The 26,636-nt window shown below is 48.9% G+C and carries 27 protein-coding genes and 7 tRNA genes; 23 read left to right on the forward strand and 11 right to left on the reverse strand.

Annotated elements, in window-relative coordinates; translation table 11 throughout:
* Positions 1–7 precede the first annotated feature (7 nt).
* The 8 genes from ACO05E_RS15500 (at position 8) to ACO05E_RS15535 (ending at position 8,851) form a co-directional block, all read left to right on the forward strand.
* On the forward strand, positions 8–1,999 hold the full coding sequence (locus ACO05E_RS15500) for a hypothetical protein (protein ID WP_419810400.1): 1,992 nt from the start codon (positions 8–10) through the stop codon (positions 1,997–1,999).
* The gene (locus tag ACO05E_RS15505; RefSeq protein WP_419810401.1) at positions 1,992–4,925 is read left to right on the forward strand and encodes a tetratricopeptide repeat protein; all 2,934 of its coding nucleotides are present in this window, start codon (positions 1,992–1,994) and stop codon (positions 4,923–4,925) included. Before ACO05E_RS15500 ends, ACO05E_RS15505 begins: the two co-directional genes overlap by 8 nt.
* Positions 4,906–5,625, forward strand: a complete 720-nt coding sequence (locus ACO05E_RS15510; protein ID WP_419810402.1) for a hypothetical protein — start codon at positions 4,906–4,908, stop codon at positions 5,623–5,625. Before ACO05E_RS15505 ends, ACO05E_RS15510 begins: the two co-directional genes overlap by 20 nt.
* On the forward strand, positions 5,622–5,945 hold the full coding sequence (locus ACO05E_RS15515) for a hypothetical protein (protein WP_419810403.1): 324 nt from the start codon (positions 5,622–5,624) through the stop codon (positions 5,943–5,945). Before ACO05E_RS15510 ends, ACO05E_RS15515 begins: the two co-directional genes overlap by 4 nt.
* A gap of 227 nt (positions 5,946–6,172) precedes the next feature.
* Positions 6,173–6,826, forward strand: a complete 654-nt coding sequence (locus tag ACO05E_RS15520; RefSeq protein WP_419810404.1) for a MotA/TolQ/ExbB proton channel family protein — start codon at positions 6,173–6,175, stop codon at positions 6,824–6,826.
* A gap of 15 nt (positions 6,827–6,841) precedes the next feature.
* A complete protein-coding gene (locus tag ACO05E_RS15525; RefSeq protein ID WP_419810405.1) occupies positions 6,842–7,375 on the forward strand; it encodes an ExbD/TolR family protein in 534 nt (177 codons plus the stop codon).
* A complete protein-coding gene (locus ACO05E_RS15530; RefSeq protein WP_419810406.1) occupies positions 7,372–7,875 on the forward strand; it encodes an ExbD/TolR family protein in 504 nt (167 codons plus the stop codon). The genes ACO05E_RS15525 and ACO05E_RS15530 overlap by 4 nt, the downstream gene beginning before the upstream one ends.
* 1 nt (position 7,876) lies before the next feature.
* A complete protein-coding gene (locus ACO05E_RS15535) occupies positions 7,877–8,851 on the forward strand; it encodes an AgmX/PglI C-terminal domain-containing protein (protein WP_419810407.1) in 975 nt (324 codons plus the stop codon).
* Between the two features lie 93 nt (positions 8,852–8,944).
* On the opposite strand, the gene ACO05E_RS15540 is transcribed toward ACO05E_RS15535, so the two are convergent.
* Positions 8,945–9,481, reverse strand: a complete 537-nt coding sequence (locus ACO05E_RS15540) for a carboxymuconolactone decarboxylase family protein (protein ID WP_419810408.1) — start codon at positions 9,479–9,481, stop codon at positions 8,945–8,947.
* A 213-nt stretch (positions 9,482–9,694) separates the two neighbouring features.
* Between ACO05E_RS15540 and sstT the strand changes: the two genes are divergently transcribed.
* Complete coding sequence (sstT, locus tag ACO05E_RS15545; RefSeq protein ID WP_419810409.1) at positions 9,695–10,897, forward strand: serine/threonine transporter SstT; 1,203 nt, start codon at positions 9,695–9,697, stop codon at positions 10,895–10,897.
* 27 nt (positions 10,898–10,924) lie between these two features.
* Here the strand turns inward: sstT and ACO05E_RS15550 are convergent, their stop codons facing one another.
* From ACO05E_RS15550 to ACO05E_RS15570, 5 genes are all read right to left on the reverse strand, one after another.
* On the reverse strand, positions 10,925–11,956 hold the full coding sequence (locus tag ACO05E_RS15550; RefSeq protein ID WP_419810410.1) for an ABC transporter ATP-binding protein: 1,032 nt from the start codon (positions 11,954–11,956) through the stop codon (positions 10,925–10,927).
* Positions 11,957–11,958: 2 nt separating this feature from the next.
* Positions 11,959–13,686 carry an ABC transporter permease gene (locus ACO05E_RS15555; protein ID WP_419810411.1) on the reverse strand — a complete coding sequence of 576 codons (1,728 nt, stop codon included), beginning with the start codon at positions 13,684–13,686 and terminating at the stop codon, positions 11,959–11,961.
* Between the two features lie 39 nt (positions 13,687–13,725).
* Entirely contained in the window at positions 13,726–14,733 is a 1,008-nt protein-coding gene (locus tag ACO05E_RS15560) for a Fe(3+) ABC transporter substrate-binding protein (RefSeq protein ID WP_419810412.1), read from the reverse strand.
* A gap of 148 nt (positions 14,734–14,881) precedes the next feature.
* Positions 14,882–15,277, reverse strand: a complete 396-nt coding sequence (locus ACO05E_RS15565; protein WP_419810413.1) for a hypothetical protein — start codon at positions 15,275–15,277, stop codon at positions 14,882–14,884.
* Between the two features lie 14 nt (positions 15,278–15,291).
* A complete protein-coding gene (locus ACO05E_RS15570) occupies positions 15,292–16,509 on the reverse strand; it encodes a pyridoxal phosphate-dependent aminotransferase (RefSeq protein ID WP_419810414.1) in 1,218 nt (405 codons plus the stop codon).
* 154 nt (positions 16,510–16,663) lie between these two features.
* Between ACO05E_RS15570 and msrB the strand changes: the two genes are divergently transcribed.
* The 3 genes from msrB (at position 16,664) to ACO05E_RS15585 (ending at position 18,173) form a co-directional block, all read left to right on the forward strand.
* Positions 16,664–17,062, forward strand: a complete 399-nt coding sequence (gene msrB, locus ACO05E_RS15575; RefSeq protein ID WP_419810415.1) for a peptide-methionine (R)-S-oxide reductase MsrB — start codon at positions 16,664–16,666, stop codon at positions 17,060–17,062.
* A gap of 162 nt (positions 17,063–17,224) precedes the next feature.
* Positions 17,225–17,704 (forward strand): glutathione peroxidase, encoded by a 480-nt coding sequence (locus tag ACO05E_RS15580; protein ID WP_419810416.1) that lies wholly within the window; start codon positions 17,225–17,227, stop codon positions 17,702–17,704.
* Between the two features lie 7 nt (positions 17,705–17,711).
* Positions 17,712–18,173 (forward strand): MarR family winged helix-turn-helix transcriptional regulator, encoded by a 462-nt coding sequence (locus tag ACO05E_RS15585; RefSeq protein ID WP_419810417.1) that lies wholly within the window; start codon positions 17,712–17,714, stop codon positions 18,171–18,173.
* A gap of 40 nt (positions 18,174–18,213) precedes the next feature.
* On the opposite strand, the gene ACO05E_RS15590 is transcribed toward ACO05E_RS15585, so the two are convergent.
* Positions 18,214–18,963, reverse strand: coding sequence for a hypothetical protein (locus ACO05E_RS15590; protein WP_419810418.1), 750 nt, complete (start codon positions 18,961–18,963; stop codon positions 18,214–18,216).
* A gap of 122 nt (positions 18,964–19,085) precedes the next feature.
* Between ACO05E_RS15590 and ACO05E_RS15595 the strand changes: the two genes are divergently transcribed.
* The 6 genes from ACO05E_RS15595 (at position 19,086) to ACO05E_RS15620 (ending at position 19,894) form a co-directional block, all read left to right on the forward strand.
* Positions 19,086–19,161, forward strand: a tRNA-Glu gene (locus tag ACO05E_RS15595).
* A gap of 39 nt (positions 19,162–19,200) precedes the next feature.
* Positions 19,201–19,276, forward strand: a tRNA-Gly gene (locus tag ACO05E_RS15600).
* A gap of 45 nt (positions 19,277–19,321) precedes the next feature.
* Positions 19,322–19,397 (forward strand) — tRNA-Glu (locus ACO05E_RS15605).
* Positions 19,398–19,437: 40 nt separating this feature from the next.
* Positions 19,438–19,513, forward strand: a tRNA-Gly gene (locus ACO05E_RS15610).
* Positions 19,514–19,714: 201 nt separating this feature from the next.
* Positions 19,715–19,790 (forward strand) — tRNA-Glu (locus ACO05E_RS15615).
* Positions 19,791–19,818: 28 nt separating this feature from the next.
* Positions 19,819–19,894: transfer RNA gene (locus ACO05E_RS15620), tRNA-Gly, on the forward strand.
* 146 nt (positions 19,895–20,040) lie between these two features.
* Here ACO05E_RS15620 and ACO05E_RS15625 read toward each other — a convergent pair.
* A complete protein-coding gene (locus ACO05E_RS15625) occupies positions 20,041–20,481 on the reverse strand; it encodes a PA2817 family protein (RefSeq protein ID WP_419810419.1) in 441 nt (146 codons plus the stop codon).
* 14 nt (positions 20,482–20,495) lie between these two features.
* On the opposite strand from ACO05E_RS15625, the gene ACO05E_RS15630 reads away from it, so the two are divergent.
* Genes ACO05E_RS15630 through queF form a run of 3 tightly spaced genes read left to right on the forward strand, consistent with a single transcriptional unit; the run spans position 20,496 to position 23,083 of the window.
* On the forward strand, positions 20,496–21,431 hold the full coding sequence (locus ACO05E_RS15630; RefSeq protein ID WP_419810420.1) for an ATP-binding cassette domain-containing protein: 936 nt from the start codon (positions 20,496–20,498) through the stop codon (positions 21,429–21,431).
* Entirely contained in the window at positions 21,431–22,207 is a 777-nt protein-coding gene (locus ACO05E_RS15635; protein WP_419810421.1) for an ABC transporter permease, read from the forward strand. Before ACO05E_RS15630 ends, ACO05E_RS15635 begins: the two co-directional genes overlap by 1 nt.
* Before the next feature lie 54 nt (positions 22,208–22,261).
* Positions 22,262–23,083: an NADPH-dependent 7-cyano-7-deazaguanine reductase QueF gene (queF, locus tag ACO05E_RS15640; protein WP_419810422.1), complete on the forward strand. Its 822-nt coding sequence runs from the start codon at positions 22,262–22,264 to the stop codon at positions 23,081–23,083.
* Between the two features lie 123 nt (positions 23,084–23,206).
* On the opposite strand, the gene ACO05E_RS15645 is transcribed toward queF, so the two are convergent.
* Positions 23,207–24,604: an adenylate/guanylate cyclase domain-containing protein gene (locus tag ACO05E_RS15645; protein WP_419810423.1), complete on the reverse strand. Its 1,398-nt coding sequence runs from the start codon at positions 24,602–24,604 to the stop codon at positions 23,207–23,209.
* 180 nt (positions 24,605–24,784) lie between these two features.
* Between ACO05E_RS15645 and ACO05E_RS15650 the strand changes: the two genes are divergently transcribed.
* Both ACO05E_RS15650 and ACO05E_RS15655 read left to right on the forward strand, forming a co-directional pair.
* Positions 24,785–25,348, forward strand: coding sequence for a nitroreductase family protein (locus tag ACO05E_RS15650; RefSeq protein WP_419810424.1), 564 nt, complete (start codon positions 24,785–24,787; stop codon positions 25,346–25,348).
* A gap of 81 nt (positions 25,349–25,429) precedes the next feature.
* Positions 25,430–25,517: transfer RNA gene (locus tag ACO05E_RS15655), tRNA-Ser, on the forward strand.
* A 162-nt stretch (positions 25,518–25,679) separates the two neighbouring features.
* Here ACO05E_RS15655 and ACO05E_RS15660 read toward each other — a convergent pair.
* Complete coding sequence (locus ACO05E_RS15660; protein WP_419813631.1) at positions 25,680–26,177, reverse strand: tyrosine-type recombinase/integrase; 498 nt, start codon at positions 26,175–26,177, stop codon at positions 25,680–25,682.
* A complete protein-coding gene (locus tag ACO05E_RS15665) occupies positions 26,096–26,560 on the reverse strand; it encodes a phage integrase (RefSeq protein WP_419810425.1) in 465 nt (154 codons plus the stop codon). Before ACO05E_RS15665 ends, ACO05E_RS15660 begins: the two co-directional genes overlap by 82 nt.
* Between the last annotated feature and the right edge of the window lie 76 nt (positions 26,561–26,636).

The following is a 26,636-nucleotide window of genomic DNA, read 5'->3' on the forward strand; positions in this document are numbered from 1 at the left end:
TAATACAATGCGTTATCTGAGACAAACTCCATTATCCCATTTGCTGTTGTGCCTGGCATTCTCCCTATTGCTAAGCCCGTGGGCCAATGCAACGAATGACGATATGCGGTTATTACGCGGCGCTTTTTATTTCAGTTACCTGGATGAAGACTATGCCGCTGCCTTGCATTATCTGGAACGTTGGCGCGAGCAGGAGGGTGCCGTTGAAGGTTCTTCCACAGATCTGACTGCCGCTGGCTTTGCGTTAGAAAGCCAGGTAATGGAAGCGGCGATTTATCTTGCTCTGGGGATGGAGCACCGGGCGCAGGCGCTCTACCGTCAGGTTGAACAATCCGGATCGCAGGCCAGTGGCGACGCCTGGTTTCATCTGGCCCGGCGCTGGATGGAATTATCCCGCTGGCAGGATGCTGAAAACAGCATTACACGGGCGTTAACCCTGAGTGATTCTCTGAACCCGGAATACCTGCAACAGGCGCTGTTTATTCAGAGCAGCAGCCGCTCACATCAGGATAAAATTGCCCAGTCAGTATTGTCTGAACAAATGGATAGCACCGGCATCTGGGCCGGACTTGCCCGTTATAACCGCATACTGGCGGGCATGCGCCTGAATGCCAAAAGCCGTGATCTGGAAAAATGGATCGCCGTAGCCGTTGCTGATTTGTCCAGTGATGACTACGAGACACAATCATTACGTGATCGAATTTTATTAATTGCCGGTATCTATGCACTGGATGCCGGTAAACATCGTCGTGCCGAGCGCTATTTTAAAGAAATCAGCCAAAATACCGTGTTTACCGCACCGGGTTTATTACATTACGGCTGGACATTAGTAGAGCAGTGGAAATATCAGCAGGCCATGCAGCCGTGGCGGATTTTGCAGCAGCGCTTTAATAACTTTCATCCGGCGGTAATGGAATCCATTCTTGGGGTGCCCCATGCGCTCGAATTATTAAATGCCACCACCCAATCGTTAAAAACCTACGAAGTGGTTGAGGGGCGTTTACAACAAATGCTGAGCCAGCTGCGGGCGGTGAATCAGCGCCCGGTTATTAATGACTGGATGGACAACTGGCTGACTCAATCGCCGGTTTCTCGTGTTGAAAATAATGCCACTGCATTTGGCGCGGGTCATCCGCAATGGGGTTGGTTAAATCAGACCACAGCCGATTTACCGGATCATCAATTAACCCGCATCCTGCAACCGGTACTGGATGATGCCCGCTTTAATCAGCGCATTGCCCAGCTGCGCGATTTACAACAGTTGCAGCAGCAATTAAACCAACAAAATAACCAGTTGCAGTTATGGCAGGCAGTGGTGACTGAGCGTCAGCAACGGTTACAGAAGCTGGGTGGTGAGCAATTATTACAACAATTGGCACAACGCCAGCAGCAATTATTGGCGCAGGTTCAGCAGATGCAGCAAGCATTAAATGCAGAAGACGACAAAGTATTTGCTTATGCCTCAGCCGCCGATCAGAAAAATATCGGCCATCTGGCTGCGGTGATTCCCGCTGTAGAATACCTGCAGCAGGTGAATGATCCGACCCGCGATTTACAGCCCTACAAAGAGCGTTGGCGTCGGGTGCGGGGTGTGCAGTTATGGAATATTTATCAGGATCAGCCACAACGGCGCTGGCAAACGCAGCAGAGTTTCTGGCAACTGCGTAAAAACAGTGAGCAATTAAGTGGTCAGTTAGCCAATAGTCACACCGCGCTGGCATGGGCCAACAGCAGCTGGCAGGGCTTTCCGCAGCAGCTGAGTCAGGCTCGTCAACAGCTGGCACAGCAGCAACAGCAGGTGGCACTGTTAGATCAGCAACAGCGTGAGCAGCTGGCGGCTCAGGTGCAGCACTATTTAACCGATCTTGATGGTCGCCTGAGCGATTATTTAGCGCAAAGCCGGTTGTCGATTGCGCGCTTATACGATGATGCGTTGCAAAATTATGTAGTCGAAAGCTCTGGAGCAGATGATGCTGATCAGGGAGGTTCGGATGAATAATTTTCTGAATCACCATTTCCTGAAGCGTCCTTGCCAGCTGTTGTTATTGATTGCTTTTAGCTGGTTGCTGTCATCTTGTGCGGTTTTTCAGGACCCGGCCGAACAGCAAACCAAACTGGAGCATATCCCGCAGTTAAAAGTGCGGCTGATGAGTAACGAAACACCTGAGGTTAATCATCAGCAGGTTATTGAGCGTTATCAGCAATATCTGGCGGTCGCTACCGAACCGGAAATGCGTATTCGGGTTGCCCACCGCATCGCCAGCCTTAAATTACAGGCCGAAGAAGTGGCGCAGGAACGCCTTGAAGCCGCAGAAGATGCACTGGCGGAAGCCCAGGCGAATAACGACGAAGCGGAAATCCGTTATCAGGCTGAAGCATTGGCTGGTGAATTAGCACAGGAACAGCAGGCATCGGTAGCTGAGCGGGGTATGGCGCTGGCGTCGATTGATGATTATGAGGCGTTATTAAAACGTTATCCGGATCGACCCGATAATGATGCCGTGTTGTATCAACTGGCTAAGGCTTATCATATTACCGGCCAGCCGTATCAGACCATCGCCGTACTGGAACAGCTGGTGGCTCAGTTTCCAGCGTCCGGATATTACCTGGAAGCGGAATTTCGCTTAGGCCAGTTGTTGTATGCCGCCGGTGATTATGAAGCCGCGGCACAAGCCTATGATCGCTTGTTGGCACGTGGCCGTGACGGCAATAAATATTATGTCAGTGGCGGTTATCTGAAAGGCTGGTCGCTGTATAAGCTGGAGCAAAATGACGCCGCATTAATCGCTTTTACTCAGGTTCTGGATGAAGAATATCCGGATGTTTCGGCGTTATCGTCAGCCACCGGCGGTGAGCTGGATATGCTGAACGATATCCTGCGTATTATGGCGATTATTTTTGACGAAACCGGCAACTGGCAACAAATTGCGGTTTTTTATGACCAGCACGGTCAGCGCCATTACGAATATCTGATCTACGACCGCCTGGCCGAGCAGTATTACAGCAAAAAATATTACAAATCCGGTGCCTCAACATTACGGGCATTTGTTGACCGTTACCCTGATGATGTATTGGCACCACAATATTATGCCCGGTTAATCGAAGGGTACCGGGAAGCGCGTTATTCCACTTTATTACGCAAACATCAGGCGATTTATATTGAGCGTTTTGGCGTAGGTAGCCCTTATTGGAATCGCCATGAGCAACCCGTTAAGCAACAGATACGTGAACCGCTGGCGAATTATTTATGGGAGCTGGCCAGCTTTCATCATGCCTGGGGGCAGTCGGCTAAAAAACGCACGGATAAAAAAGAGCGTCTTGAGATTGCCTCCGGCTGGTATCAGGAATATATCCGCAGCTTCCCTAATGCAGATGATGTTGTAGAAGCACACTTTTTATTGGCAGAGGTCGCAACAGAATTAAAGGATTACGCCACCGCAAAAGATCATTATGAAATTGTTGCGTACCAATATCCGGATTATGAAAAATCACCAGAAGCAGGCTACGCCGCCATTCTGGCATTTAATAAACATAAACCTGCCGCGGAAGAAAAGGCCATCTGGCGTCAGCTAACGGTTGCCAGTGCCATGCGTTTTGTGCAGGAATTTCCACAAGATGAGCGTCGTGGCACGGTGTTGGTGAATACCAGTGAAATGCTGTTAAAAGATCAGTATTACGATCAGGCGCTTAGCACCTCACGTCTGGCCTGGCAAAGTAAAGGCAATTTACCGCCGCGTTATCAATATGGCTCGGCGTTGGTGCGTGGACATTCTGCGTTTGAATTAGCGCAATACCCGGAAGCCGAGCAGGCTCTGATGGAAGCCAGTCAATATGCCAAACTGAACCGTCAACAGCGGGCTGATTTACGGGAAAAAGTAGCCGCGTCGATTTATAAGCAGGGTGAATTGGCGAAACAAAATGAACAATATACTGAGGCGGTAGGGCACTGGCGGCGTTTGGCAGTGGTCATCCCGGAAAGTAATATCCGTGTGAATGCCGAATACGATGCGGCGACGTTATTGATGGAAACTCAGGATTACGATCAGGCCATCGAGGTATCACTGCAATTTCGCAACGATTATCCGCAACATAAACTGGCTGCGGATATTCCCAGTAAGCTGATTGTGGCTTATGAAGAAAAAGGTGACTGGCGCAAAGCGGCGTTTGAATTACAAACCTTATGGAAGACCAGTAAAAAAGCGGATGAACAGCGCATTGCCTGTTATCAGTCGGCCGAATATTTTGAAAAAGCCGGCGATCAGGAAAATGCCATTGTGATGTATAAACGTTATGCACACAGCTATAAGCGCCCGTTTGATGCCGCCGTTGAAGCACATTTTAAACTGGATCAGATTTACGCCAGCCGGGGTGATGAGGAAAAACGCCGTTACTGGTTAGGAAAAATCATCAGCCTGAACGAAAAAGCCGCCGATCAGCAAACCGATCGCTCCCGCTACCTGGCAGCCAAAGCCTCCTATGAATTAGGTGAATTTGAACGTCTGGCGTTTGAACAGGTAGATTTGACTCTGCCATTAAATAAAAGTGTGACGCGAAAAAATACCTTTATGCAGCAAGCATTGAAGCGTTATACCCAGGCGGTGCAGCTGCAGGTGCTGGAATTTACCACGGCTTCGACCTATCGGATTGGTGAGTTGTATAAACAGCTGGCTCAAGGATTAATGAATTCAGAACGTCCGGCTGGTATGGATGAGTTAGAACTGGAAGAGTATCAGTTCCTGCTGGAAGATCAGGCTTTTCCGCTGGAAGAAGCCGCTATCGAAATCCATCAAACCAATATTGGCCGTACTTATGATGGCCTGTATGACCGTTGGGTAAAACAAAGTTTTGGCTCGATGGCAGAGTTAATGCCAGGGCAGTACAACAAAAAAGAAAAGGCGGTGAGTTATGTTGAACAGATTCGCTAGTCGTTTTACTAGAAAAAATCGCGCTAAAAAAAGTCGTCTGAGTCAGGCAACGGTTTTAGTGCTGGCTGCGCTGATGCTCAGTGCCTGTAGTGTGTTTCAGTCAGCTCCTGAAGTGGTAGATAGTGGCCCGGTTGAGCAACCGCTGCCGGCAGAATTGCCGGCGTTATATGCGCAGGGACTGTCTTTGTTGCAGGATGTGGATGACGCAGAAGATACATCGTCCGCCAAACAAGCCGCTCAACAAACAGCATTAGCGCACTGGCAAACTTTAAGCGAACAATATCCGGCTTACCCTGGAGTCTGGACCAATCTGGCGTTAAGCCAATATCAGATGATGGATTATGACGAGAGTCTGGTCAGTCTGAACAAAGCCCAGCAGTTGGATTCGCAATATTGCCCGGCTTTTAAATTAAAAGGTCTGGTGCTGCGGGAATTAGGGCAGTTTCGTGACGCTGAAAGCAGTTATTTAGCCGCGGCACAATGTGATCCGCAGGATGCTAACGTACCGTACAACCTCGGTATTCTGTACGACTTATATCTGGCCGATCTGGACAAGGCATTGGTGCAATATCAGAAAGCTCAGGCGATGATGGCTGAACCGGATGAGGCGTTGGCCATTTGGATTCCGGATTTACAACGTCGCAGTGGCAATAACGACCCGGCGGAAGCCGCAGATAAACAGGCGGGAGACGAACAATGACTCGTTGGTTATGGCTGTTGGCTGCGTTGATGACACTTTCCGCTTTTGCCGCAGACGATAATGTCGTGCGTATACAGGGCATTTCAATTCAGGGGAAAGCGGAAGAACCGAATGTGATCTATATCACACCGTGGCGACCACCACCGGGAACCGGACGTCTGTATCAACCGATTTACAGCTACCGTGATCATTGGTTTCAGCCGGTTGACCGCCAGAGTCTGGGGCGGGAAGTGCGTTACGGCGAGCGCTATTTACCAAAAAAAGTAAACGTTGAGCGCTTGCGGCAACTGAACAAGCAACAAAATAAACAGCACAACTAGGCCAATGCTAAGTGCATCATAAAATTGGGTTGTCGATTGGTGACTCCATGGTTTGATTGATCGCTTGGTGGTTTGACTGATCGTTTAGTGGTTAAATCAGAAACCATAAGATGGTCCGTAACACACGGGCTTACTGGTTGAATAACAACTTGTGCAAGAACAATTTGTGCAATAACAATTTGTGCAATAACAACGAAAAACAGATAGAAAATTAAGGGGAAGTATCAATGGAAACGGTTGTACGTTTTTTTCAGGAAGGTGGCACCTTTATGTATCCGATTGCCATCATTATGGCGATTGGTCTGGCGATTGCGTTTGAACGCCTGTTTTTTTTGATGAAAGAAAAGTCGAGTAATCGTCAGGCGTTTGATGACATGCTGCCCATGCTGCAGAAAAAAGACCTGCGTGCAGCACTGAATTATGCCAACACATCTGACAGTAAAATTGGCAATATTTTTTCCGGTGCCATTGCCCGTATTCCCAACAGCCAGCGTCGTGAAGAAATTGAATACGCGCTGGAAGAAGGTCTGATGGAAGCCATTCCGCAACTGGAAAAACGCACTCAATACGTTTCGACACTGGCGAATATCGCTACCTTAATGGGCCTGCTGGGTACCATTATGGGTCTGATCGCTGCGTTTACCGCAGTGGCTAATGCGGCGCCTGCCGAAAAAGCAACACTGTTATCACAGTCGATTTCGGTGGCGATGAACACCACTGCCTTTGGTCTGATGGCCGCGATTCCTCTGCTGTTATTACACAGCTATCTGCAAAGCAAAACCAACGAAATTGTTGATAGCATCGAAATGGCCGGGGTGAAATTTCTCAATATCATTACCGAACGTAAGCCGGGTCAGAACGACAAAAATAACGCAGCCTGATAGTTGAGCAGTTACATGAGACGCCATAAAAGACCACAACAAGAGGCGGAACTCAACGTAACATCCTTTATGAATCTGATGATTGTACTGGTGCCGGTATTGCTGATGAACATGGTGTTCTCGCAAGTGGCAGTACTGGATCTCAGATTACCCAACGGAAACCAGCCCGGGCCGGTTAACGTAAACCCAGAGGATGTAACGCTTGACGTCACCATTCGGGCTGATGAGTTTGTGATTTCGCGAACTTATCAGGAACAAACCGAAGCGTTGGCAACGCTGCCGAAAATCGCCAATGAATACGACTATAAGGGGCTGTCGCTTACCTTACAGGATATTAAAAAGAACCCGGTGTTTAAGGATAAAAAAGAAATTAATTTATTATCCGAAGCCGATGTTGAATACCAGACACTGATTACCGTAATGGATACGGTACGCCGTTATCCGGCCGTGGTTGCGGCTTCGCTGGTGAATGCGGAATTATTTCCGGATATTTCACTGGGTGATGCGGATGATGTTGCAGACAATGCTGGCGCGGAGGTGACACCATGAAAATGTCACGTCGTGCAAAGCGCATGCAGCGCAATCATAAGCGTAACAAACAGGGCAGCACCTTAAACCTGACCGCGCTGATGGATATTTTCACCATTCTGGTTTTCTTCCTGATGGTGAATCAGTCGGACGTGAATGTTCAGAACAGTGACGATATCAGCTTGCCGGTATCGGTTTCTGAAAATCAGCCGAATGAACAACTCACTATTATGGTGAGCCATAGCGATATTCTGGTTCAGGGCCGTGTGGTGGTTGCAACCGCGCAGGCGAAGTTGGAAACGGGTGAGCAGTTGCCGTTGCTGAAAAAAGAACTGGAATATCTGGCCAGTCGTTTTCCATTAACGCCAGAACAGCAACAAGCGGGTCGGCCAATTACCATTATTGGTGATAAAGGCATTCCTTATGCGTTGCTGAAAAAAGTCATGAATACCAGTGCCAAATCAGGGTTTAACAATATTTCCCTGGCGGTTGAAAAGAAACAACCAGCAGGAGGCGCCTGATATGACGGTTTATTATCGTGCGCCAGAGTTGCCCTGGAATGATGGTGGTCAGCAACAGCGGTTTTTCGCTATTTTATCGCTGTTACTGTTATTTGTGGTGGCAATTGGTATTGCTGTTCCGATGATTGAATTGCCGGAAAAAGACCGCAAAGAGCTGGAACAACTGCCTCCTCAGCTTGCTAAAGTGCTGGAGCGTAAGAAAAAAGAAAAGCCAAAACCCAAGCCCGTGGTTGAAAAAAAGGAAGAGAAAAAACCCGAGCCTAAGCCAGAACTTGAGCCAGAGAAAAAAAAGCCTGAGCCAAAGCCGGAAGAGAAAAAGCCCAAGCCTAAGCCGAAACCGAAACCCAAGCCGGAGAAAAAGCCCAAGGTAGACGCGCCGAAAGAAAAGCGTGACGCGGCAAAACAGAAAGCGCGTGATGCGGTGGGTGAGCAGGCATTAAATCTGCTCAATAATATCGCCAATCAGGTACCGACCACGGCGTTAAATACCAACAGCGCCGGGTTGAGTAATGCCGGTGCTAAAGCGACCAACGTAGGTAACGTGGTGGATCGTGGTGCTGCAACCCGGGGCTCGGGTGGTGTCGATGCGACGACCTTAACTCAGGCAACGGTTGGCGAGCAGTTGAGCGAGCGTGCAACCACTGCCGTTGAATTAAGTGAAGAGCAAGTTGCTGACACGCAAGCGGCAAAAACACGCACGCCGGAAGAGTTACGCTTAGTATTGGAAGCCAACAAGGTGAAATACGATCGTATCTTTAAATCGGCTCTGCGTCAGAATCCGAATCTGAAAGGCTCGGTCACACTACGCCTGGAAATCGAACCGGACGGTACCGTTTCCAGCTGTAAGGTAACCAACAGCGAGCTGAACGATGTCAAGATTCATCGTCGAATGGAAGCGGCCTGCCGCCGGATGCAGTACAGCAATAAGCCCGGTATTGACCGTACGGTGGCGGAATATCCGGTGGTCTTTAACTGAGCGTAAACGGCACGCCGTTTAAGCAATAAAAAAGCCCGGCCTGAGCATCTTAAATATGCGCAGGCCGGGCTTTTTGATTCCGCTTAATGCCAATCAGATAAATTGCTTAAATGGCTCATCCACCGGGGTGTCGGCCAGATGATTGGTGAAGTTGCTGATCACTTTCTGAGACAGGCCCAGCACAATTTCCAGCAGTTGTTGTTCGCCATAACCGGCGGCTTTGAAGTCGGCAACTTGCTGTTCGCTCAGGTTACCGCGCTGATCCACCATGGCACGAGTTGTTGCCTGTAATACCGCCAGCTTCTCATCGCTCAGAGTTTCACCCTTATGCAGAGCAGAAATAATGCTCTCGTCGATGTTCATCATATGAGCAATGCCGGTGTGCGCCGGAACGCAGTAATGACACTCGTGATAGTAGTTGATGGTTTGCCAAACAACGGTCAGCTCGGTGTTGTTAAAGCTGGTTTTCTGAAATAAATCGTGCAGCAGCTTATAAGCTTTCAGGGTTTCTGGTGAGGCGGCCAGTACCTTGTGTAAGCCGGGTACAAAGCCAAATGCTTTTTGTGAATCCTGCAGTTGCTCTGCCGATTCTGTCGGTGCGTTGTCGATATCGTATAAAGTGAAGGCCATAAGGAAATCCCCGCAGGTATATTGATGGATAACGTATTTATCGATAATGAGTCGACTCCATATCACGCTACTTAGTTCCATTAAATCGCAAAAAATAACGCCAATTCGGGCGTAGGTACTAACCGCAATTGCAAAGGGTTACTACCTAGCTCTGTCGATTTGTTAATCAGTCGTTTCTATAATGCCGCGGATTTTTTAACCCTGACGTGATTTATGACGACAAAAGCTTCTATGTTTTCCCGCCTTTTCTCCGCCAGCCTGGTGCTGCAAATCATCATTGGTATGGCTGCAGGTATCGTGCTGGCGCTGATTGCACCGCAATGGGCAACCTCTTTATCCATTCTGGGGGATTTATTTGTTCGTGGTCTGAAAGCGGTGGCGCCGGTGCTGGTGCTGATTCTGGTGATGTCGTCGATTGCCAACCAGTCGATTAATGCGCAGGGTAAAATCCGGCCGATTCTGGCTTTGTATCTGATCGGAACCTTTTGTGCGGCGTTAGTTGCGGTGCTGCTCAGCTTTTTATTTCCGGTTGAATTGCTGTTGGTTCAGACCGAGGTCAGTACCACACCGCCAGGAGGAATAGCTGAGGTATTGCGCACCCTGTTGTTTAATGTGGTCGACAATCCGGTGAATGCGTTGTTAACGGGCAATTTTATTGGCTTGCTGGCCTGGGCTGCGGGGTTAGGGTTTGCGCTACGCAGTGCTGGTGACAGCAGTAAGCAACTGGTAGCTGATTTGGCCGATGGTGTGTCTTTGTTGGTGAAAGTTGTGATTCGTTGTGCGCCACTGGGCATTATGGGGCTGGTTGCCAATACCGTAGCCACTACGGGTTTTGAAGCGCTATTGGGCTACAGCCATTTATTGCTGGTGTTATTAGCATCGATGCTGATTGTGGCGCTGCTGGTGAATCCTTTGCTGGTATATCTGAAAACCCGTCGTAACCCTTATCCGCTGGTATTTACCTGCTTACGTGAAAGTGGTGTGACTGCCTTTTTCACCCGCAGCTCAGCGGCAAATATCCCGGTGAACCTGGAATTATGTCGCCGTTTAAACCTGCATGAAGATACGTATTCCGTTTCTATCCCGCTGGGAGCGACCATTAATATGGCGGGCGCAGCGATTACCATTACCGTGTTGTCGCTGGCGGCGGTAAACACCTTAGGTATTCATGTTGATATCGCCACGGCCTTGTTGTTATGCCTGGTGGCATCGCTGTCGGCTTGTGGTGCTTCCGGTGTGGCGGGGGGCTCGCTGTTATTGATTCCGATGGCGTGTAACCTATTTGGCATCAGTAATGATATTGCCATGCAGGTCGTGGCTGTTGGTTTTATTATTGGTGTGGTGCAGGACTCGGCTGAAACCGCATTAAACAGTTCAACCGATGTGTTATTTACTGCTGCCGCTGATCGCAGCTAAAGCTCTCCAGCTTTCAGAACAGTATATTCAGAACAATATGGGTTCGCCCTGATAACTCAGGCGAACCTTATCACCGCTTTGGCACGCCGGTAACTGATCCACCTCGATCTGCCAGTTATTGTCTGGCAGCCCTTCAAGGCCAACTTCAAGCAAATAACCACGGCCATTAAACTGGATTGACTCAAGGGTAGCGATACCATTGTCAGCCGCTTCAACCATAATCCGGTGGCGCTGAAATAAAGCATATCCCTGCTGCTTAGGTGCTGCCGGAGAAACGGTTGAATCAAATAAACGCGCTATATCGGCTTGTGGGCACAGGTTTCCGGCTTCCATAAAACGGGCAACTTCGTAACTGGCCGGTGTGCTGAACACCTCCGCCGGGGTACCGTATTGCTGGATCTGGCCGTTCATCATCACTGCGGTTTTATCGGCAAATACAAAGGCTTCATCTTTAGCGTGAGTGACAAAGATAGCGGTAACACCACTGCGTTTAATCAGAGTACGCAGCTCGGTCATCATGCGGCGTTTTACCTGGCTGTCGATGTTGGAGAAGGGTTCGTCCATCAACAACAGCTCCGGGTTCGGCGCCAGTGCCCGGGCCAGGGCAATGCGTTGTTGCTGACCGCCGGATAACTCATGCGGATAGCGCTTGGCGTAATCCTCCAGTTCAACCAGTGCCAGCATCTCGCGGATGCGAGCTTGTTGTGCGGTTTTGCTTTGTGCCCGCAGGCCGTAACCAATATTGTCGGCCACGCTCAGGTGAGGGAATAACGCATAGTCCTGAAAGATAAAGCCAATATGGCGTTGCTGGGTGGGTAAATTAAAGCGACCGTCAGCCACGGTTTTGCCGAGAATCTGAATTTGCCCGGTCTGCGTCTCCTGTAACCCGGCAATGGCTTTTAATGCCGTGGTTTTGCCGCAACCACTGGGGCCTAACAGACATACGATATCACCCGAGCCAACACTCAGAGACAGATCCTGCAGAACGGTCTGCTGCTGGAACGCAACACTGAGATGACTGACGCTAAGCGCTGCTGCGCTGGGGTTTGATGATGGCATGATTAATCCATTTTCTGGGTGCGCGATAAAATACTGATCGGCAATAAACTGACAATAATAATTAATAATGCGCCCGAGGCTGCGTGTTCCAGATGTTCATCCGACGCAAACTGAAACACATAGGTGGCCAGGGTTTCAAAGTCAAACGGGCGCAATAATAACGAAGCCGGTAATTCTTTTACGCACTCAATAAATACCAGCAATAAGGATGAGGCCAGCGCCGGGCGTAATAACGGCCAGTGAATGCGGCTAAAGGTCATGCGTTGGCTTTCGCCCAATGTGTGTGAGGCATCATCGAGGTTATCCGGAATTTTCTGATAACCGGCCTGTAAACTGCCGTTGGAAATGGCAGAAAACCGAATAATAAAGGCGACGATTAACGCAAAACTGCTGCCGGTAAAAAATAAACCAATCCGATCCATATCGAGGCTTACCAGTAGCTGGTTTAACACAATATCGGCCTGAGTCAGCGGAATTAAAATACCAATGGCCAGTACCGTTCCGGGCAGGGCATAACCCAACGACGAAAACGCCAATTTAGAACGATTGATGGGAGATGGATTAAAGCGCTGCTGGGCGTTAAAGATTAACGCCAGCAAGGTCGCAATAACGGCGGCAATGGCAGCTAGCGAGAAGGTGGTTTGCGTGTGTTGCCATAACGCCGGGCTGGTATTTTCACTCAGGTAGGTGAGGGTGTAACCAATTAATGTCACAACCGGGTAAATAAATCCGGCAATAATAATCAGGCTGCAAACCAGCCAGATCAGTGTGGCCTGAATCGCGGACGCCGCTTGTTTTTGTGCCGGTTTGCCGGAATTACGGGTATCAAAATGTTTTTGCTGCTTACGCTGGTATTTTTCGGCGCTGACCAGTATCACCACAAACAACAACATCAGGCAGGAAATTTTTGCAGCGGTACTGATGCTGCCATACACCAGCCAGCTGTCGTACACCGCCGTGGTTAAGGTGCTGACGGCAAATAAATGTACGGTGCCGTAGTCGGCCAGCGATTCCATCGCAACCAGCGTACAGCCAATCACCAGTGCCGGGCGCACTAACGGTAATTCGATGCTGGTGAAAATACGCTTGGGGCTCGCCCCCAGAGTTTGCGCCGCCTGAGAAAAATGTTCTGAGCGCTGGGCAAACGCATGGCGCAGTAATAAATAAATATACGGATATAAAGCCAGTGCCAACATCAGGCTGGCGCCCCAGCGACTGCGAATATCCGGAAACCAATAATCCGCGGGTGATTGCCAGCTGAACCAACTGCGCAGGGCAATTTGTATCGGCCCGGCGTAATCGAGTAATTCGGTATAAATATAAGCGGAAATATAAGCGGGAATGGCGAGCGGAAATACCAGTGCCCATTGCAGATAACGCCGGCCGCTGAATTCATAGTGGGCACACCACCAGGCGGGCAAAATGGCCAGGGCGCAGGCAAATATAACGGCACCGGTCACAACCAGCAGGCTGTTGAGGGTGTAATGCCAGAGCACGGTATCGGCCAGATCGCGGAAAGTGGTGTCAGCTTCGCTGCCACTCCAGAAACTGCTGACGGATTCAAACACCAGCGCCAGTACCGGCGTCATCATCAGGCAGGCCAGTATCAGCGCCGTTATCATAAATACCCGGCTGCCAAATTGTTTGCTCGCGGACACGAAATAGCCCGCATGTTGCGGGCTATTAAGAGTGTTGCCATGGCTGGCAGAGGCGGAAGTGCCTGAATTCATAAACGCTCTGTTTGTTGGTGAAAATGCCACAAACGGCGATTATAAATCGAAACCGACCTTATCCACCAATTTCAATGCGGCTTTGCGGTTGGCTGCAATTTCTGTCAGTGCCAGCTCGTCGGCTTTAAATTCGCCCCAGCTTTGCACCAGCTCAGAAACCTCAGCGCCTGGCTTCACCGGATATTCATAGTTTACTTCCGCGTATATTTGCTGAGCCTTGTCGCCGGTCAGGTACGCCAGTAAGGTTTCAGCCGCGGCTTTGTTCGGCGCATGACGGGTTAATACCGCACCAGAGACATTCACATGAGAACCGCGATCTTGCTGGTTAGGGAAGTTCAGATTAACGGCATCGGCCCAGGCAATCTGATTTTTATCGTTCAGCATTTTGCCCAGGTAGTAGCTGTTACCCAGTGACACATCACACAAACCTTCTTTAATCGCTTTTACTTGTGCACGGTCGTTGCCTTGTGGTTTGCGCGCCAGATTGGCTTTGACGCCACGCAACCATTGCTCGGTTTCTGCTTCGCCGTGGTGCGCAATCATGGAGGCAATCAGACCCAGGTTATACGGATGTTTGCCGCTACGGGTGCAGATTTTGCCTTTGAATTTTTCATCGGCCAGATCTTCATAACGAATATTGCTTTGATCACCAGCACGCTCTTTAGACGAATAAACATTACGCACACGTTGAGTCAGAGCGATCCATTGGTTGTCAGTGTCGCGGAATTTAGCCGGTACGTTCGCTGTTAAAGTGTCGGTCAGGGTGAAAGGCTGAGTCAGCTGCTTGTCTTTTAATTCCAGCAGTTTAGAGAAATTGGAAGTCAGCACTAAATCGGCTGGCGATAATTCGCCTTCGCGTTGCAGGCGCTGAATTAATCCTTTTTTGGAAAATACGACCTTGGTTTTGATGCCGGTTTCTTTGGTGAACTCTTCCAGAATCGGTTCAATCAGAAACGGTTGGCGGAATGAATAAATATTAACCTGATCGGCCATAGCAGAAGAGGCAGATAAAGTGGTTAGCAAGGCCGCCATTCGGAATAAGCGCATAGAAACTCCAGCTCGCTTTAACTTAAATGAGAAAGCTTCCTATTATTGCATAAGCGCTATAAATGACCAGTTATTTTGCTGAAAAAACTATTGCTGAGATGGAAGTAATGATCCTGAGGATTTAGTCCCGAGAGCTTAGTCGCGGGACTTATTCAAGAAATAAAAAATGATCGCGTAATAAATGACCAAGCAGTATTGAATCACCCTGCAGACGGGCGTATTCGATGACTTCCAAAATGCTGCCGCTGTCATCTTTGGGATTGGGTTTTAATAAGCGGGAAAAGGCTTTGCTGGTGAGCACAAAATCGTCAACGGATTTTTGCCCATCCATATCACTAAAACGGATAAAGCCTTCGTCTTTGAGCCATACGACGGCGCCGAAGGCAGCCTGATGGCGAGGGGAATGCAGCCCGTATTCATCGACATCATCCGGGCCGGAAATATCTTCGATAAATAATGTCTGCGCGCGTGGAAATTGCCGGAACCCCAGCAATAACACCACGGCACAGTCTTTATAAAAATCGTCGATATGGACATCAAGCACAAGGTTGCCCTGGTTTACAGCTGACGATAGCTGTTAAAGAAGGTTTCCATACGCTCCATGGCAGCCGTCAGGTCTTCCGGACGCGGCAGGAAGACCACGCGGAAATGATCCGGATAAGCCCAGTTAAAGGCGGTGCCATGAACGATCAGGATTTTCTGCTGTTCTAATAAATCCAGCACCATGCGTTCGTCGTTATGGATATTAAATTTCTTAATGTCCATTTTCGGGAAGCAATACAGCGCACCTTTGGGTTTTACGCAGCTGATGCCATCAATATTATTTAACGCTTCCCAGGCGATATCCCGCTGCTGGCAGATGCGGCCATCAGGCGCTACTAAGTCGTTAATGCTTTGGTAGCCACCCAGCGCCGTCTGAATGGCATGCATGGCCGGAACGTTGGAACACAAACGCATCGAGGCCAGCATTTCCAGCCCTTCGATGTAGTCTTTTGCCAGATGCTTGGCACCACTGATAATCATCCAGCCTGCACGGAAACCCGCCAGGCGGTAATTCTTCGATAAACCATTAAAGGTGATGATCAGCAGGTCATCCGCCAGTGATGCAGTGGAGGTGTGTGTGGTGCCATCGAATAAAATTTTGTCGTAAATCTCATCGGAGAACACGATCAGGTTATTCTGGCGGGCAATCTCTAACATTTGCTTCAGCATTTCGTCAGAATAAACCGCACCAGTTGGGTTATTCGGGTTGATCAGCACCAGTGCCTTGGTTTTATCGGTGATCTTGGCACGCATATCGTCCAGATCCGGGTACCAGCCCGAGCCTTCGTCGCAGGTGTAATGCACCGCTTTACCTCCACCGAGGCTGACTGCACCGGTCCAGAGTGGGTAGTCCGGAGACGGCACCAGCACTTCATCGCCATTATTCAGCAAGCCCTGCATACACATCACAATCAGCTCGCTAACACCATTACCAATAATGATGTCTTCGATATTTACATTGGCAATGTTCTTCTGCTGGGTGTACTGCATGATGGCTTTGCGGGCTGAGAACAGACCTTTGGAATCGCTGTAGCCTTCGGAATCCGGCAGGTTGTAAATCACGTCCTGAATGATTTCTTCCGGCGCATCCAGACCAAACGGTTTTGGGTTGCCAATGTTCAGCTTCAGAATGCGATGGCCATCTTCTTCGAGTTTTTTGGCGGCATGCAGGACGGGTCCACGAATGTCGTAAAACACGTTAGCCAGTTTGTTCGACTTCTTAATTTCCTGCATGGGAACTGTTTCGCCTCGTAAATGCTCTGAAAGATGAAACCACGCATGATACTCTGTCCGTTGCTATGGCGAAACCAGTCAGTAATGAATTTTGTCGAAGCGGTCAGCAGTAACTGAGGCGCTGGCATACAACAATAAGCAGGTAAGGTAACTCATGAAAAAAGTCATTAAAACCGAAGCTCAGTGGCGCGAACAGCTGGACCCGGAGACCTACCATATTACCCGTGAAGCCGGTACCGAACGGGCTTTTACCGGGAAATACTTTGATTGTAAGGAAAAGGGTACTTACAGCTGCGTATGTTGTGGCGAGGTGCTGTTTTTCTCTGATGCTAAATACGACTCCGGCTGTGGCTGGCCCAGCTTTTTTCAGCCTGCCAGCGACGATGTGATCGAAGAGTTAACCGACACTTCACACTTTATGGTGCGCACCGAAGTGCGTTGTCAGCAGTGTGACTCACATTTAGGCCATGTCTTTACCGATGGCCCGGCACCAACCGGCTTACGTTATTGTATTAATTCGGCGTCACTGACTCTTAAGTCGGATTCGGAATAAACCGGCCCTTCTCCGGATAATACCCTAGCTGCCACGCTCTGCGTGGGAGCTAAACCCATTCAGGCAATAAGCGCACAAAGTTGCATCTTCTTTAAAATAAAGTATTGTGCGCAATATAGTTGTCAAAAATATAAACTCGACCTGTCAATCACGGAGCCTGATATGTCTGTTCTGAATCATGAAATGCCGCGTTTAAACGGAGAAATGCAAAACCTGAGCGACTACCAAGGGCAGGTGGTGTTGATTGTGAATACCGCCAGTAAATGTGGTTTTACCCCGCAATACGAAGGCCTGGAAAGTATTTATCAGCAATACAAAGAAAAAGGGCTGGTGATTCTCGGCTTTCCCTGTAATCAGTTTGGTAAACAAGAGCAGGGTGATGAGAGCGAGATTGGGGCTTTTTGTCAGAAAAACTACGGTGTGTCGTTCCCGATGTTCTCTAAAATTGAGGTGAACGGTGACAATGCAGCGCCTTTGTATCAGCAGCTGAAACAAGCCGCACCGGGTGTGATGGGCACCAAGGGTATTAAATGGAATTTCACCAAATTCCTGGTGAATAAACAGGGGCAGGTGGTTAAACGTTATGCGCCGACGACCAAGCCGGAAGATATCAAAGCGGATATTGAAGCGGCACTGGCCTGAATACTGAATGGTTTTGAAAAAGTACCCGCAACTTCACCTGGATAATCAGGTTTGTTTCGCTGTTTATAGTTTGCAGCGCCGTATCACTCAGGCTTATCAGCCATTGCTGAAACCTCTGGGGCTGACTTATCCGCAGTATCTGGTGATGCTGGTGCTGTGGCAAACCTTTGAAGATGCCTCAGAATCATCTGCTTCCGTTTCGGTAACGCAGCTATGCCACAAGCTGATGCTGGATACCGGCACGGTTACGCCCTTATTAAAGCGCATGGAGCAAAATGGCTTGCTGACGCGTTCCAGAAGTCAGGAGGACGAACGTGTGGTTTTGGTGGCGTTAACCGAAGAGGGAGTGGGTCTGCGTGATCGTGCGGCTCAGATCCCGCAACAACTGGCCTGTAATACCGGACTGCAGGCGGAGGAAGCAATTCGCTTGAGGGATAAAATCAAAAGCTGGTTGCTGAACTGGCGCTGACGCTTTCTTCTTTTTTACTTTTTTCCTGCCTTCTTCTCGTTCAGAAGTGTTTCTTTTTCCACGCCTGATCTTCTTCGGCTATCAGATCTGCCGCCTCGGCCAGGCGATTGGGTTCTGTGCTGGTTGGTTGGGTTTGTTGTGCCAACTCCGATAACATCAATGTGGCTTTTTGCTGGTATGCGCTCAGCTCGTTTGTGGGCGTTTTGATGGCAGCAAGGGTTTTAAGGATTTTATTGAGCTGGCTTTCCGCCAGTGATGTGTTGTTCATGGTGATTGCGGCGCTGGCTTTAGACATCAGTACCGTGACTACCAGGCGCACATTCAGCAGACGCAGTTCATGCAGCGCCTGCTCGGCTTTTTTGGCGTCCAGCTGATGTTGCTGATAGCCGCGTTTGATTTGTTCGATTCCTTGTTGCAGCGCTTTGCGAATAGTTTTGGCCTGACGTTCATCCTGTGGCAGGGCTGCCTGACTGTTATTCGGCGGATTCTCGATCCATTCACTGGCTTGCATGCCCGCCTTGCGGACATTGTTTCCTACCGGCAGTTTAAATTCTGACATACGGCGCTGATTGCTGATGATCAGTTCAGAGAAGTATTGCATGCAGCTGGCAGAAAGCCAGGGCAGTAGGGTGCTGGCAGCATCCAGTTGCTGCATGATCTGATCCGACAGCTCGATGGTGAGGCGTGCGCGTATCAGGCGCTTTTGTTCGCGCCAGCGTAAAAAAGCCAGCGCGGCAACCGCACTGACCGCTGTTAACACGGCGAGGAAAATCAATAAGCTGGTGGACATAAATAACGGCGCTGGCCAGACCTGTTTTATCCCTATGTCCTTAGTGTAGTTGGATTTTTTTTATTCGCAGGGGTTGACTCAAATAAAAACCCTCAATAGAATTCGCGCTCCTTGATTGAGACGTCCCCATCGTCTAGAGGCCTAGGACACCGCCCTTTCACGGCGGTAACAGGGGTTCGAATCCCCTTGGGGATGCCATCTTCCTTCTTATATTAAGACGGTAAAGATGCATTAAGTGCGGGAATAGCTCAGTTGGTAGAGCACAACCTTGCCAAGGTTGGGGTCGCGAGTTCGAATCTCGTTTCCCGCTCCAGACTCTCACATCAAGAACGCAGCACTAGGCGCTGCAATACGGTGCGTCCCCATCGTCTAGAGGCCTAGGACACCGCCCTTTCACGGCGGTAACAGGGGTTCGAATCCCCTTGGGGATGCCAACTTTTATATTGATTATTCAATCTGAAAGTTGCTGCATGTGCGGGAATAGCTCAGTTGGTAGAGCACAACCTTGCCAAGGTTGGGGTCGCGAGTTCGAATCTCGTTTCCCGCTCCAATATTTCTAAAAAATATTGGTACAGCAGAAATAAGAAAGACTGATGCGACCAAGTGGTCGCGAGCTGGAGCGCCAGCCCGGTCGATCTCGTTTCCCGCTCCAAAATACATGCAATGCAGAATGCACCAAAAATTGATTTCTAAGAAAAAAGTCTTGCAAATCAATAATTTAGCTGTATTATACATCGCAGCTAAACGATGTGTCCCCATCGTCTAGAGGCCTAGGACACCGCCCTTTCACGGCGGTAACAGGGGTTCGAATCCCCTTGGGGATGCCACTTTCTTTTTATAGAAAGTAAGCATTATGCGGGAATAGCTCAGTTGGTAGAGCACAACCTTGCCAAGGTTGGGGTCGCGAGTTCGAATCTCGTTTCCCGCTCCAATTATTTATTGGAAAAGCATGGTTCAAACTAAAACGTTTGAATTAAAATAAAGAAAAGCTGCACTTGATGCGGCTTTTTTTATGCCTGTTATTCAGGTGGAATAGCTCAGGAAAAGTTAGCCCAGCAGATGCTGGGCTTGTTTATATCAGGCATCGAATTGTTTGGCATTCTGTTGCAGCAGGGTTTTGACGGCCACACGATCAAACGGCTCTTGTGTATCGCTGTTGCTTTCGTGTTCGGCTTCTTGTTCGTCCAGTTGCTGGAACAGCTCGATTTCATCATCTGCCATAAAGTGCAGGCATTCACCACCAAAGAACCATAATAAGTCACGGTTGATAACAGGGGTGAGCTGCGGGTGGTGGGTCAGGATATTAATCAGCCAGTCCTGACCGTCCTGATAAGCTGAATCAGTGCGTTGCGTCAGTTGCTCAATCAGAGTGTGAATCTGTTGTAAAATCTCTTCCGGGATTATCTGGCTATCATTACCGTTGGCTTCGGTATTGGCAGCGGCACGCTTAAGGCGCTTTTCAACGCCTTGCAGCAGTTTAATGTGATAACTCAGTCGTTCAGTTAAAGGTTGATTCATAAATAGGTACTTAGATGATTCCGGCGTTACAGGTAAAAGGGCTTACAAAAGTGTATGCCAATGGCTTTCAGGCCTTAAAAAGCATTGATTTACAGGTTGAGCAGGGCGACTTTTTTGCCTTGCTCGGGCCTAATGGTGCCGGTAAGTCTACCACGTTGGGTATCTTATCGGGACTGGTTCAGAAAACCGCAGGCAGTGCCTCAATTATGGGGTTTGATGTTAATCGCGAAGCCTTCTCTGCCAAGCAGCATCTGGGTGTGGTGCCGCAGGAGTTTAATTTTAACCAGTTCGAAAAAGTCCGCGACATTGTGATTACCCAGGCGGGTTTTTTTGGTTTGACCCAAAAGCAGGCGGCTGAAAACACCGATTATTTATTAAAGCAGCTCGATTTATGGGATAAGCGCGACACTCAGGCGCGTATGTTATCCGGTGGTATGAAGCGCCGCCTGATGATTGCCCGGGCGCTGGTGCACAAGCCCAAAGTGCTGATTCTGGATGAGCCAACCGCCGGGGTGGATATCGAATTGCGCCGTTCCATGTGGGAATTTATGCAGCGCCTGAATGAGCAGGGCACCACCATTATTCTGACTACCCACTATCTGGAAGAAGCCGAGCAACTCTGCCGCAATATCGCCATTATTAATCACGGTGAAATTGTGCAGGCGACCAGTGTACGCGAGCTTTTGGCGCAGCTGCATACCGAGACGTTTGTGCTGGATCTGGCGGAGCCGTTTTCGGCAGATGTGACGATTGATGGTTTTGATGTGGCTCAGGCCTCACCGGATTGTTTAGAAATTACCGTCGAGAAGGGCCAGAGTCTGAATCGTATTTTTCAGCAATTAACGGAAAAGGGTATTGAGGTGCGCAGTATGCGTACTAAGTCCAATCGTTTGGAAGAGTTATTTGTCGATCTGGTGCGTAATCAGAATGCGGCCGGAGGACAAAACTGATGTCAGTATTACAAATTCAGTGGGTGGCATTTAAAACCATTCTGACCAAAGAAGTGCGCCGTTTTATGCGCATCTGGCAGCAAACCTTATTGCCGCCAGCCATTACCATGACGCTGTATTTTATTATTTTCGGTAATTTAATCGGCTCGCGCATTGGTGAGATGGGCGGCGTGGATTATATGGCCTTTATTGTGCCTGGACTGATTATGATGAGTGTGATTACCAATGCTTATGGTAATGTAGCGTCTTCGTTTTTCAGTAATAAATTCCAGCGCAGTGTCGAAGAAATGATGGTGGCTCCGGTGCATCCGGGCACGATTTTACTTGGTTTTGTGATGGGAGGCGTGGTGCGTGGTGTGCTGGTGGGCATGATTGTGACCTTGTTGTCGCTATACTTCACGCAACTGCAGATTCACAACCTCGCTGTTATGGTGAGTGTGATTTTATTGTCGGCCATCTTATTTTCACTGGGCGGATTTATTAATGCTATCTTTGCGTCAAAATTTGACGATATTTCCATCATCCCAACCTTTGTAATCACGCCGTTAACCTATCTCGGTGGTGTGTTTTATTCCATTACTTTGCTGCCGGAGTTCTGGCAGGGAGTATCCTTGCTGAATCCGATTTTATATATGGTCAACACCTTCCGTTACGGCATTTTAGGGGTGTCGGATGTTGATCTGTTAACCGCTTACAGCATGCTGATTGCATTTATTGTGGTGTTATCGGCATACAGTATCTGGCTGATGCGCCGTGGTGTGGGAATGCGACAATAAAGTCGGTGGGATGGTTTGGGCAATCAACAGTTATTTATTACAAAAGGTTAATGCATGGGCTCGGTAAACAGCGAACATAATCCGTTGGGTCAAACATCAGAATACAAAGACGTGTATGACCCAACCTTATTATTTCCGATTTCTCGTGAAGAGAGCTGGAAGAAGCAGGGTCTGGATCGACATCAGGTGCCTTTTTACGGAGTTGATATCTGGAATGGCTATGAAATTTCCTGGTTGAATGCCAAAGGTAAACCACAGGTGTGTATGGCGGAATTCCGTATTCCGGCAACCTCAGAATTTCTGATTGAGTCTAAGTCTTTTAAGTTGTACCTGAACTCGTTTAACCAAACCAAAATGGCTTCGTCAGAAGAGGTGCGCCTGCGCATGCAGCGCGATTTATCTGCAGCGGCGGGAGCAGAAGTTCAGGTGATTTTTCATCCGGTTGATGCGGCTTTCCCTCAGCCTCCGGTGGCGCATTGTATTGATGACGCCGATATTGCAGTCGACTCGTATGAGTTGGATGCGTCTTTATTAAAAACCGGCGAAGGATCATTTGATGGCTGGATTTGCAGTCATCTGCTGAAATCGAACTGCCCGGTTACTGGTCAACCGGATTGGGGCTCGCTGTATATTCGTTATCGCGGGCAGCGTATTGATGAGGCCGGCTTGCTGGGGTATATCGTCTCGTTACGTCAGCATCAGGACTTTCACGAGCAGTGTGTTGAGCGTACCTATCGGGATCTGATGTTGGCTTGTCAGCCGCAGGAGTTAACCGTATATGCCCGTTATGTGCGTCGCGGTGGTCTGGATATTAATCCGTTCCGTAGCTCACTGGAGTCGGCCAAAGCTGAGAATTTCCGGTTGGCGCGCCAGTGAATTTGTGCTGAATCAGAGCCTCGGTTTTCTCTTCTAGCTCCCACGCTCTGCGTGGGAGCTAAATCCCCTTCTTATTTTCTCAATTCAGATATGACTACCACGCAGAGCGTGGGAGCCAGATGATTAAGCTGAAGCCTTGGTGACTTTGCGGCGTACTTTATGAGCCGCTTTTTCCAGCGCCTGAGCAATGGCTTCGCGCTCACCTTCACGAATTTTGTCCGCTTCCATATGCAGAGAGAAGCCTTCGGTATCGTGGTTCATAAAGCTGGGGTTAGCACCTAAATCACGGCGATAATCAACAATCTGATACAGCGGCAGTGGGTCGCGGAATCCTTTCACCATCGCTTCGCCACGCTGGCGACAAATAATCTTATCTTTGATTAATGCCCAGGTTTCGTGGGAGACCAGAATTTCCCCCGGCTCTGCCTTCGATTCCAGGCGGCTGGCCAGGTTCACCTCTTTACCGATGATGGTGTAATCCATGCGTTCTTCGGTGCCAAAGTTACCCACCGTGCAATAGCCGGTGTTAATCCCCATGCGAATTTGCAGCGGGGCGGTCATGCCCATTTCCGCCCATTGTTTGCGTAACTTGAGCATATGACGACGCATTTCAATGGCCATAGAAACACAGGCGATGGCATCGCCTTTGGTGCCTTTGCTGGTTGGGTCACCGAAGAAAATCATCATGCCATCACCAATAAACTTGTCGATGGTACCGCCGTAGCGCATGGCGATATTCGACATATCAGTCAGGTATTGATTCAGCAAGTCGGTAAAGGCTTCAGCTTCCATCTGCTCTGATAACGCCGAGAAACCAACGATATCAGAGAAGAAAATCACTAGTTTTTTACGTTGTGTTTCCAGCTTTGCCTGGCGTTTACCAGCAAAGATCGACTCCCATATCTGTGGTGCCACATAGCGCGCAACCTGCTGTGATAAGGCCTGAAAACGCTCCACCTGACCCTGAAATTTGAGCTTCAGGCGCATCAGATCGCGGGATTGGCGGTTGCTGTTAAAGGCTGAAATCGCCAGGTGCATACCCACACCCAGAGCGGCACTGATAAATACCGGGTCCGGAACCGGAGCCGCTTTGTGGTAGCCAAACAGCATAACCCCGGCAGCACCGCCGGAAATCAGAGAGATCACACAAAAGGCCCAGGCCGTAATGCTGCCAACAATAATAAAGCTGGTGTTGATCATGATCAGAAACAGTACAACCAGCTCGATGGGCAGGTGTAGATAAGCCAGCATCAGGCCACATAATATGGCATCGCCATGGATCAGGAACTGCCGGGTTGTGTAGGCGTGTTTTTTGCGAAACGGCTTGCTGAGCAGGTGAATCAGGTGCGGGTAAACTAAGCCAATGATGACAATGGCCAGTGCTTCGTTGCTGTAAAAATCCGTGATAATGCCGATCAGTACGGTGATCACGGCAACGCTGTAGCCTAAGATACGGGCTAAATAATCTTGTTTGGGCAGACTGGTTTCAGAAAAGGAGGCCGTGTCTTGTGTATCAAACATCATCAGAACCTGAATTGTTGTTATTGGTCGGCGCTGGTGTTTTGGTGGCGGCGAGTCTGTACATCTATATACCCAGAAATCGTTGAAGCAGCAAGTTTGGTGCCTGATAAGTCAGGCTGAATAACCAGACCTATAAGGATACAATATTCAGATTCTAATGATATTGATCTGGTACTTTTTATGGATTTTTTGACCGCTTTGCTCGAACGTGTCTCGGCACCCCAGCTGACAGGGCCGGATATTACCAATGAACAGCTGGACACCCTGATCCAGGCCGCATTACGAGCGCCAGACCATGCCTGGCTTCGGCCTTCGCGTTATCTTGCCGTACGTGGAGATGAACGCCAGCAGCTGGGTGAGCTCTTCTTGCAGGCTACTGATGATTATCAGGAGCTGACGCCAGAGCGACAAGCTAAAATCCGCAATATGCCAATGAGAGCGCCTCTGCTGCTGGTGGCGGTGTGCCGGATTCAGGATCACCCTAAGGTGCCACGCGAAGAGCTGCTGCTTTCAACTGGAGCCGGGGTGCAAAATATTCTGAATGCTGCCTGGGCAATGGAGTTGGGTGCGATTTGGCGGACGGGCGATCTGGCCTACAACGCTCAGGTTAAAGAAGGGTTGGGGCTGTCTGCAGACGAAGAAATTGTTGGTTTTATTTATGTCGGGCATGTGAATTGTCGGCTAAAACAACCACCTGTGCTTGAAACTGCTGATTTTTTAACCGAGTGGCAGGCAAAATCGTAATAAAAACAAAGAATTAGCTTTAAGGTATTGACCAATCATAAGAGCCTGAGTATAGTACGCGGCCTCTGCTTAGCAGAGATTGGAGAGGTGTCCGAGTGGCCGAAGGAGCACGCCTGGAAAGTGTGTATACGGAAACGTATCGAGGGTTCGAATCCCTCCCTCTCCGCCATTTTTATCTTTTAAAATCAATGACTTGAGCTTTTCGATTCGTTGGTTTGTCTACAGCTTGACTACAAGCTAAAGGATTCAGCACTATCGCTTCTTGTAAGTGGTCAGGAGCTAAATGGGCATAACGCATAGTCATCGTGATTGAGCTATGCTCAAGGATTCTTTATAGCGTCAGAATATTCCCTCCATTAATCATGAACCAGCTTGCGAAAGTATGCCGCAGAATATGTGTTGCCTGACCTTTCGGCACCTCGAAACTACACATTCTCAATGTCCTTCGGAAAGTTTCCTCTGAGTTTGTAAATAGCTGCCCTGAGCCGTGTCTTTTGATTTCATTCTCCAGATCATAGCTAATGGGTACTGTCCTGTTCTTACCACTCTTTGTATCTGTAAAGCTAATCCTTCCGTTTTTGATATTTCTGGTGTGCAAGTTCTGAGCTTCACCCCAGCGGCAGCCAGTCGATAGGCATATTTTGGTAATCAACGTGACATGTGGATTTACACAGACCGAGTTTAAAGTGTCTAACATCTCGACAATTTGCTCTTTGTCCAGATAGGACAGCTCCCGTTCCTTAATTTTTATAGGGCGTACTTTTTGTATTGGGTTTTCATATGAAATAATTTCATTGCGGTGTAACTCGTTGAAAACTGCGTGAGGTATCCGAGCAGATTGTTTGCTGCTTTTGCGCTGATGCCGCTGTTTATTCTTTGCTCGCGGTATTTGAGAAATATCTCAGGAGTCAGTTTTTGGGCAACAGGGTCTCCCATTGCTTCGCAAGCATAGTTGAGCAGATTTAGTCGACGCTTTGAGTAGTTTAAATGTTGGCCGTGAACCTGATACCAGGTTGCAATAAGCTCGGATAGGCACCGCGAGTCTTTTTTACCAGTATTCCAATCTTTGTCTTCGAACGCTTTGTTTAGTACATATTTTTCGAAGCGCTGAGCTTCGAGCTTTGTTGGAAATCTCTTTCTGACACGTTTCCCTTCCCTCCCGTTGGGGTAGACATCCACGAGCCATTTACTTCCATCCTTCTTGACGGTCATGTCCTACTAACTCACTTCCCGAAGAAGGCTTTATCTACCCCGTTTTCAGGGTCTGAATCGCCACTAGTTTGCTAGA

Source organism: Bacterioplanoides sp., assembly GCF_965226395.1.
Classification (GTDB): Bacteria; Pseudomonadota; Gammaproteobacteria; order Pseudomonadales; family Oceanobacteraceae; genus Bacterioplanoides.

What these genes read in the sequence shown, in the direction of transcription:
- ACO05E_RS15500 (WP_419810400.1), top strand. Translation starts at nt 8, where the DNA reads ATGCGTTATCTGAGACAAACTCCATTATCCCATTTGCTGTTGTGCCTG.
- ACO05E_RS15505 (WP_419810401.1), top strand. Translation starts at nt 1,992, where the DNA reads ATGAATAATTTTCTGAATCACCATTTCCTGAAGCGTCCTTGCCAGCTG.
- ACO05E_RS15510 (WP_419810402.1), top strand. Translation starts at nt 4,906, where the DNA reads ATGTTGAACAGATTCGCTAGTCGTTTTACTAGAAAAAATCGCGCTAAA.
- ACO05E_RS15515 (WP_419810403.1), top strand. Translation starts at nt 5,622, where the DNA reads ATGACTCGTTGGTTATGGCTGTTGGCTGCGTTGATGACACTTTCCGCT.
- ACO05E_RS15520 (WP_419810404.1), top strand. Translation starts at nt 6,173, where the DNA reads ATGGAAACGGTTGTACGTTTTTTTCAGGAAGGTGGCACCTTTATGTAT.
- ACO05E_RS15525 (WP_419810405.1), top strand. Translation starts at nt 6,842, where the DNA reads ATGAGACGCCATAAAAGACCACAACAAGAGGCGGAACTCAACGTAACA.
- ACO05E_RS15530 (WP_419810406.1), top strand. Translation starts at nt 7,372, where the DNA reads ATGAAAATGTCACGTCGTGCAAAGCGCATGCAGCGCAATCATAAGCGT.
- ACO05E_RS15535 (WP_419810407.1), top strand. Translation starts at nt 7,877, where the DNA reads ATGACGGTTTATTATCGTGCGCCAGAGTTGCCCTGGAATGATGGTGGT.
- ACO05E_RS15540 (WP_419810408.1), bottom strand. Translation starts at nt 9,481, where the DNA reads ATGGCCTTCACTTTATACGATATCGACAACGCACCGACAGAATCGGCA.
- sstT (WP_419810409.1), top strand. Translation starts at nt 9,695, where the DNA reads ATGACGACAAAAGCTTCTATGTTTTCCCGCCTTTTCTCCGCCAGCCTG.
- ACO05E_RS15550 (WP_419810410.1), bottom strand. Translation starts at nt 11,956, where the DNA reads ATGCCATCATCAAACCCCAGCGCAGCAGCGCTTAGCGTCAGTCATCTC.
- ACO05E_RS15555 (WP_419810411.1), bottom strand. Translation starts at nt 13,686, where the DNA reads ATGAATTCAGGCACTTCCGCCTCTGCCAGCCATGGCAACACTCTTAAT.
- ACO05E_RS15560 (WP_419810412.1), bottom strand. Translation starts at nt 14,733, where the DNA reads ATGCGCTTATTCCGAATGGCGGCCTTGCTAACCACTTTATCTGCCTCT.
- ACO05E_RS15570 (WP_419810414.1), bottom strand. Translation starts at nt 16,509, where the DNA reads ATGCAGGAAATTAAGAAGTCGAACAAACTGGCTAACGTGTTTTACGAC.
- msrB (WP_419810415.1), top strand. Translation starts at nt 16,664, where the DNA reads ATGAAAAAAGTCATTAAAACCGAAGCTCAGTGGCGCGAACAGCTGGAC.
- ACO05E_RS15580 (WP_419810416.1), top strand. Translation starts at nt 17,225, where the DNA reads ATGTCTGTTCTGAATCATGAAATGCCGCGTTTAAACGGAGAAATGCAA.
- ACO05E_RS15585 (WP_419810417.1), top strand. Translation starts at nt 17,712, where the DNA reads ATGGTTTTGAAAAAGTACCCGCAACTTCACCTGGATAATCAGGTTTGT.
- ACO05E_RS15590 (WP_419810418.1), bottom strand. Translation starts at nt 18,963, where the DNA reads ATGTCCACCAGCTTATTGATTTTCCTCGCCGTGTTAACAGCGGTCAGT.
- ACO05E_RS15625 (WP_419810419.1), bottom strand. Translation starts at nt 20,481, where the DNA reads ATGAATCAACCTTTAACTGAACGACTGAGTTATCACATTAAACTGCTG.
- ACO05E_RS15630 (WP_419810420.1), top strand. Translation starts at nt 20,496, where the DNA reads ATGATTCCGGCGTTACAGGTAAAAGGGCTTACAAAAGTGTATGCCAAT.
- ACO05E_RS15635 (WP_419810421.1), top strand. Translation starts at nt 21,431, where the DNA reads ATGTCAGTATTACAAATTCAGTGGGTGGCATTTAAAACCATTCTGACC.
- queF (WP_419810422.1), top strand. Translation starts at nt 22,262, where the DNA reads ATGGGCTCGGTAAACAGCGAACATAATCCGTTGGGTCAAACATCAGAA.
- ACO05E_RS15645 (WP_419810423.1), bottom strand. Translation starts at nt 24,604, where the DNA reads ATGTTTGATACACAAGACACGGCCTCCTTTTCTGAAACCAGTCTGCCC.
- ACO05E_RS15650 (WP_419810424.1), top strand. Translation starts at nt 24,785, where the DNA reads ATGGATTTTTTGACCGCTTTGCTCGAACGTGTCTCGGCACCCCAGCTG.
- ACO05E_RS15665 (WP_419810425.1), bottom strand. Translation starts at nt 26,560, where the DNA reads ATGACCGTCAAGAAGGATGGAAGTAAATGGCTCGTGGATGTCTACCCC.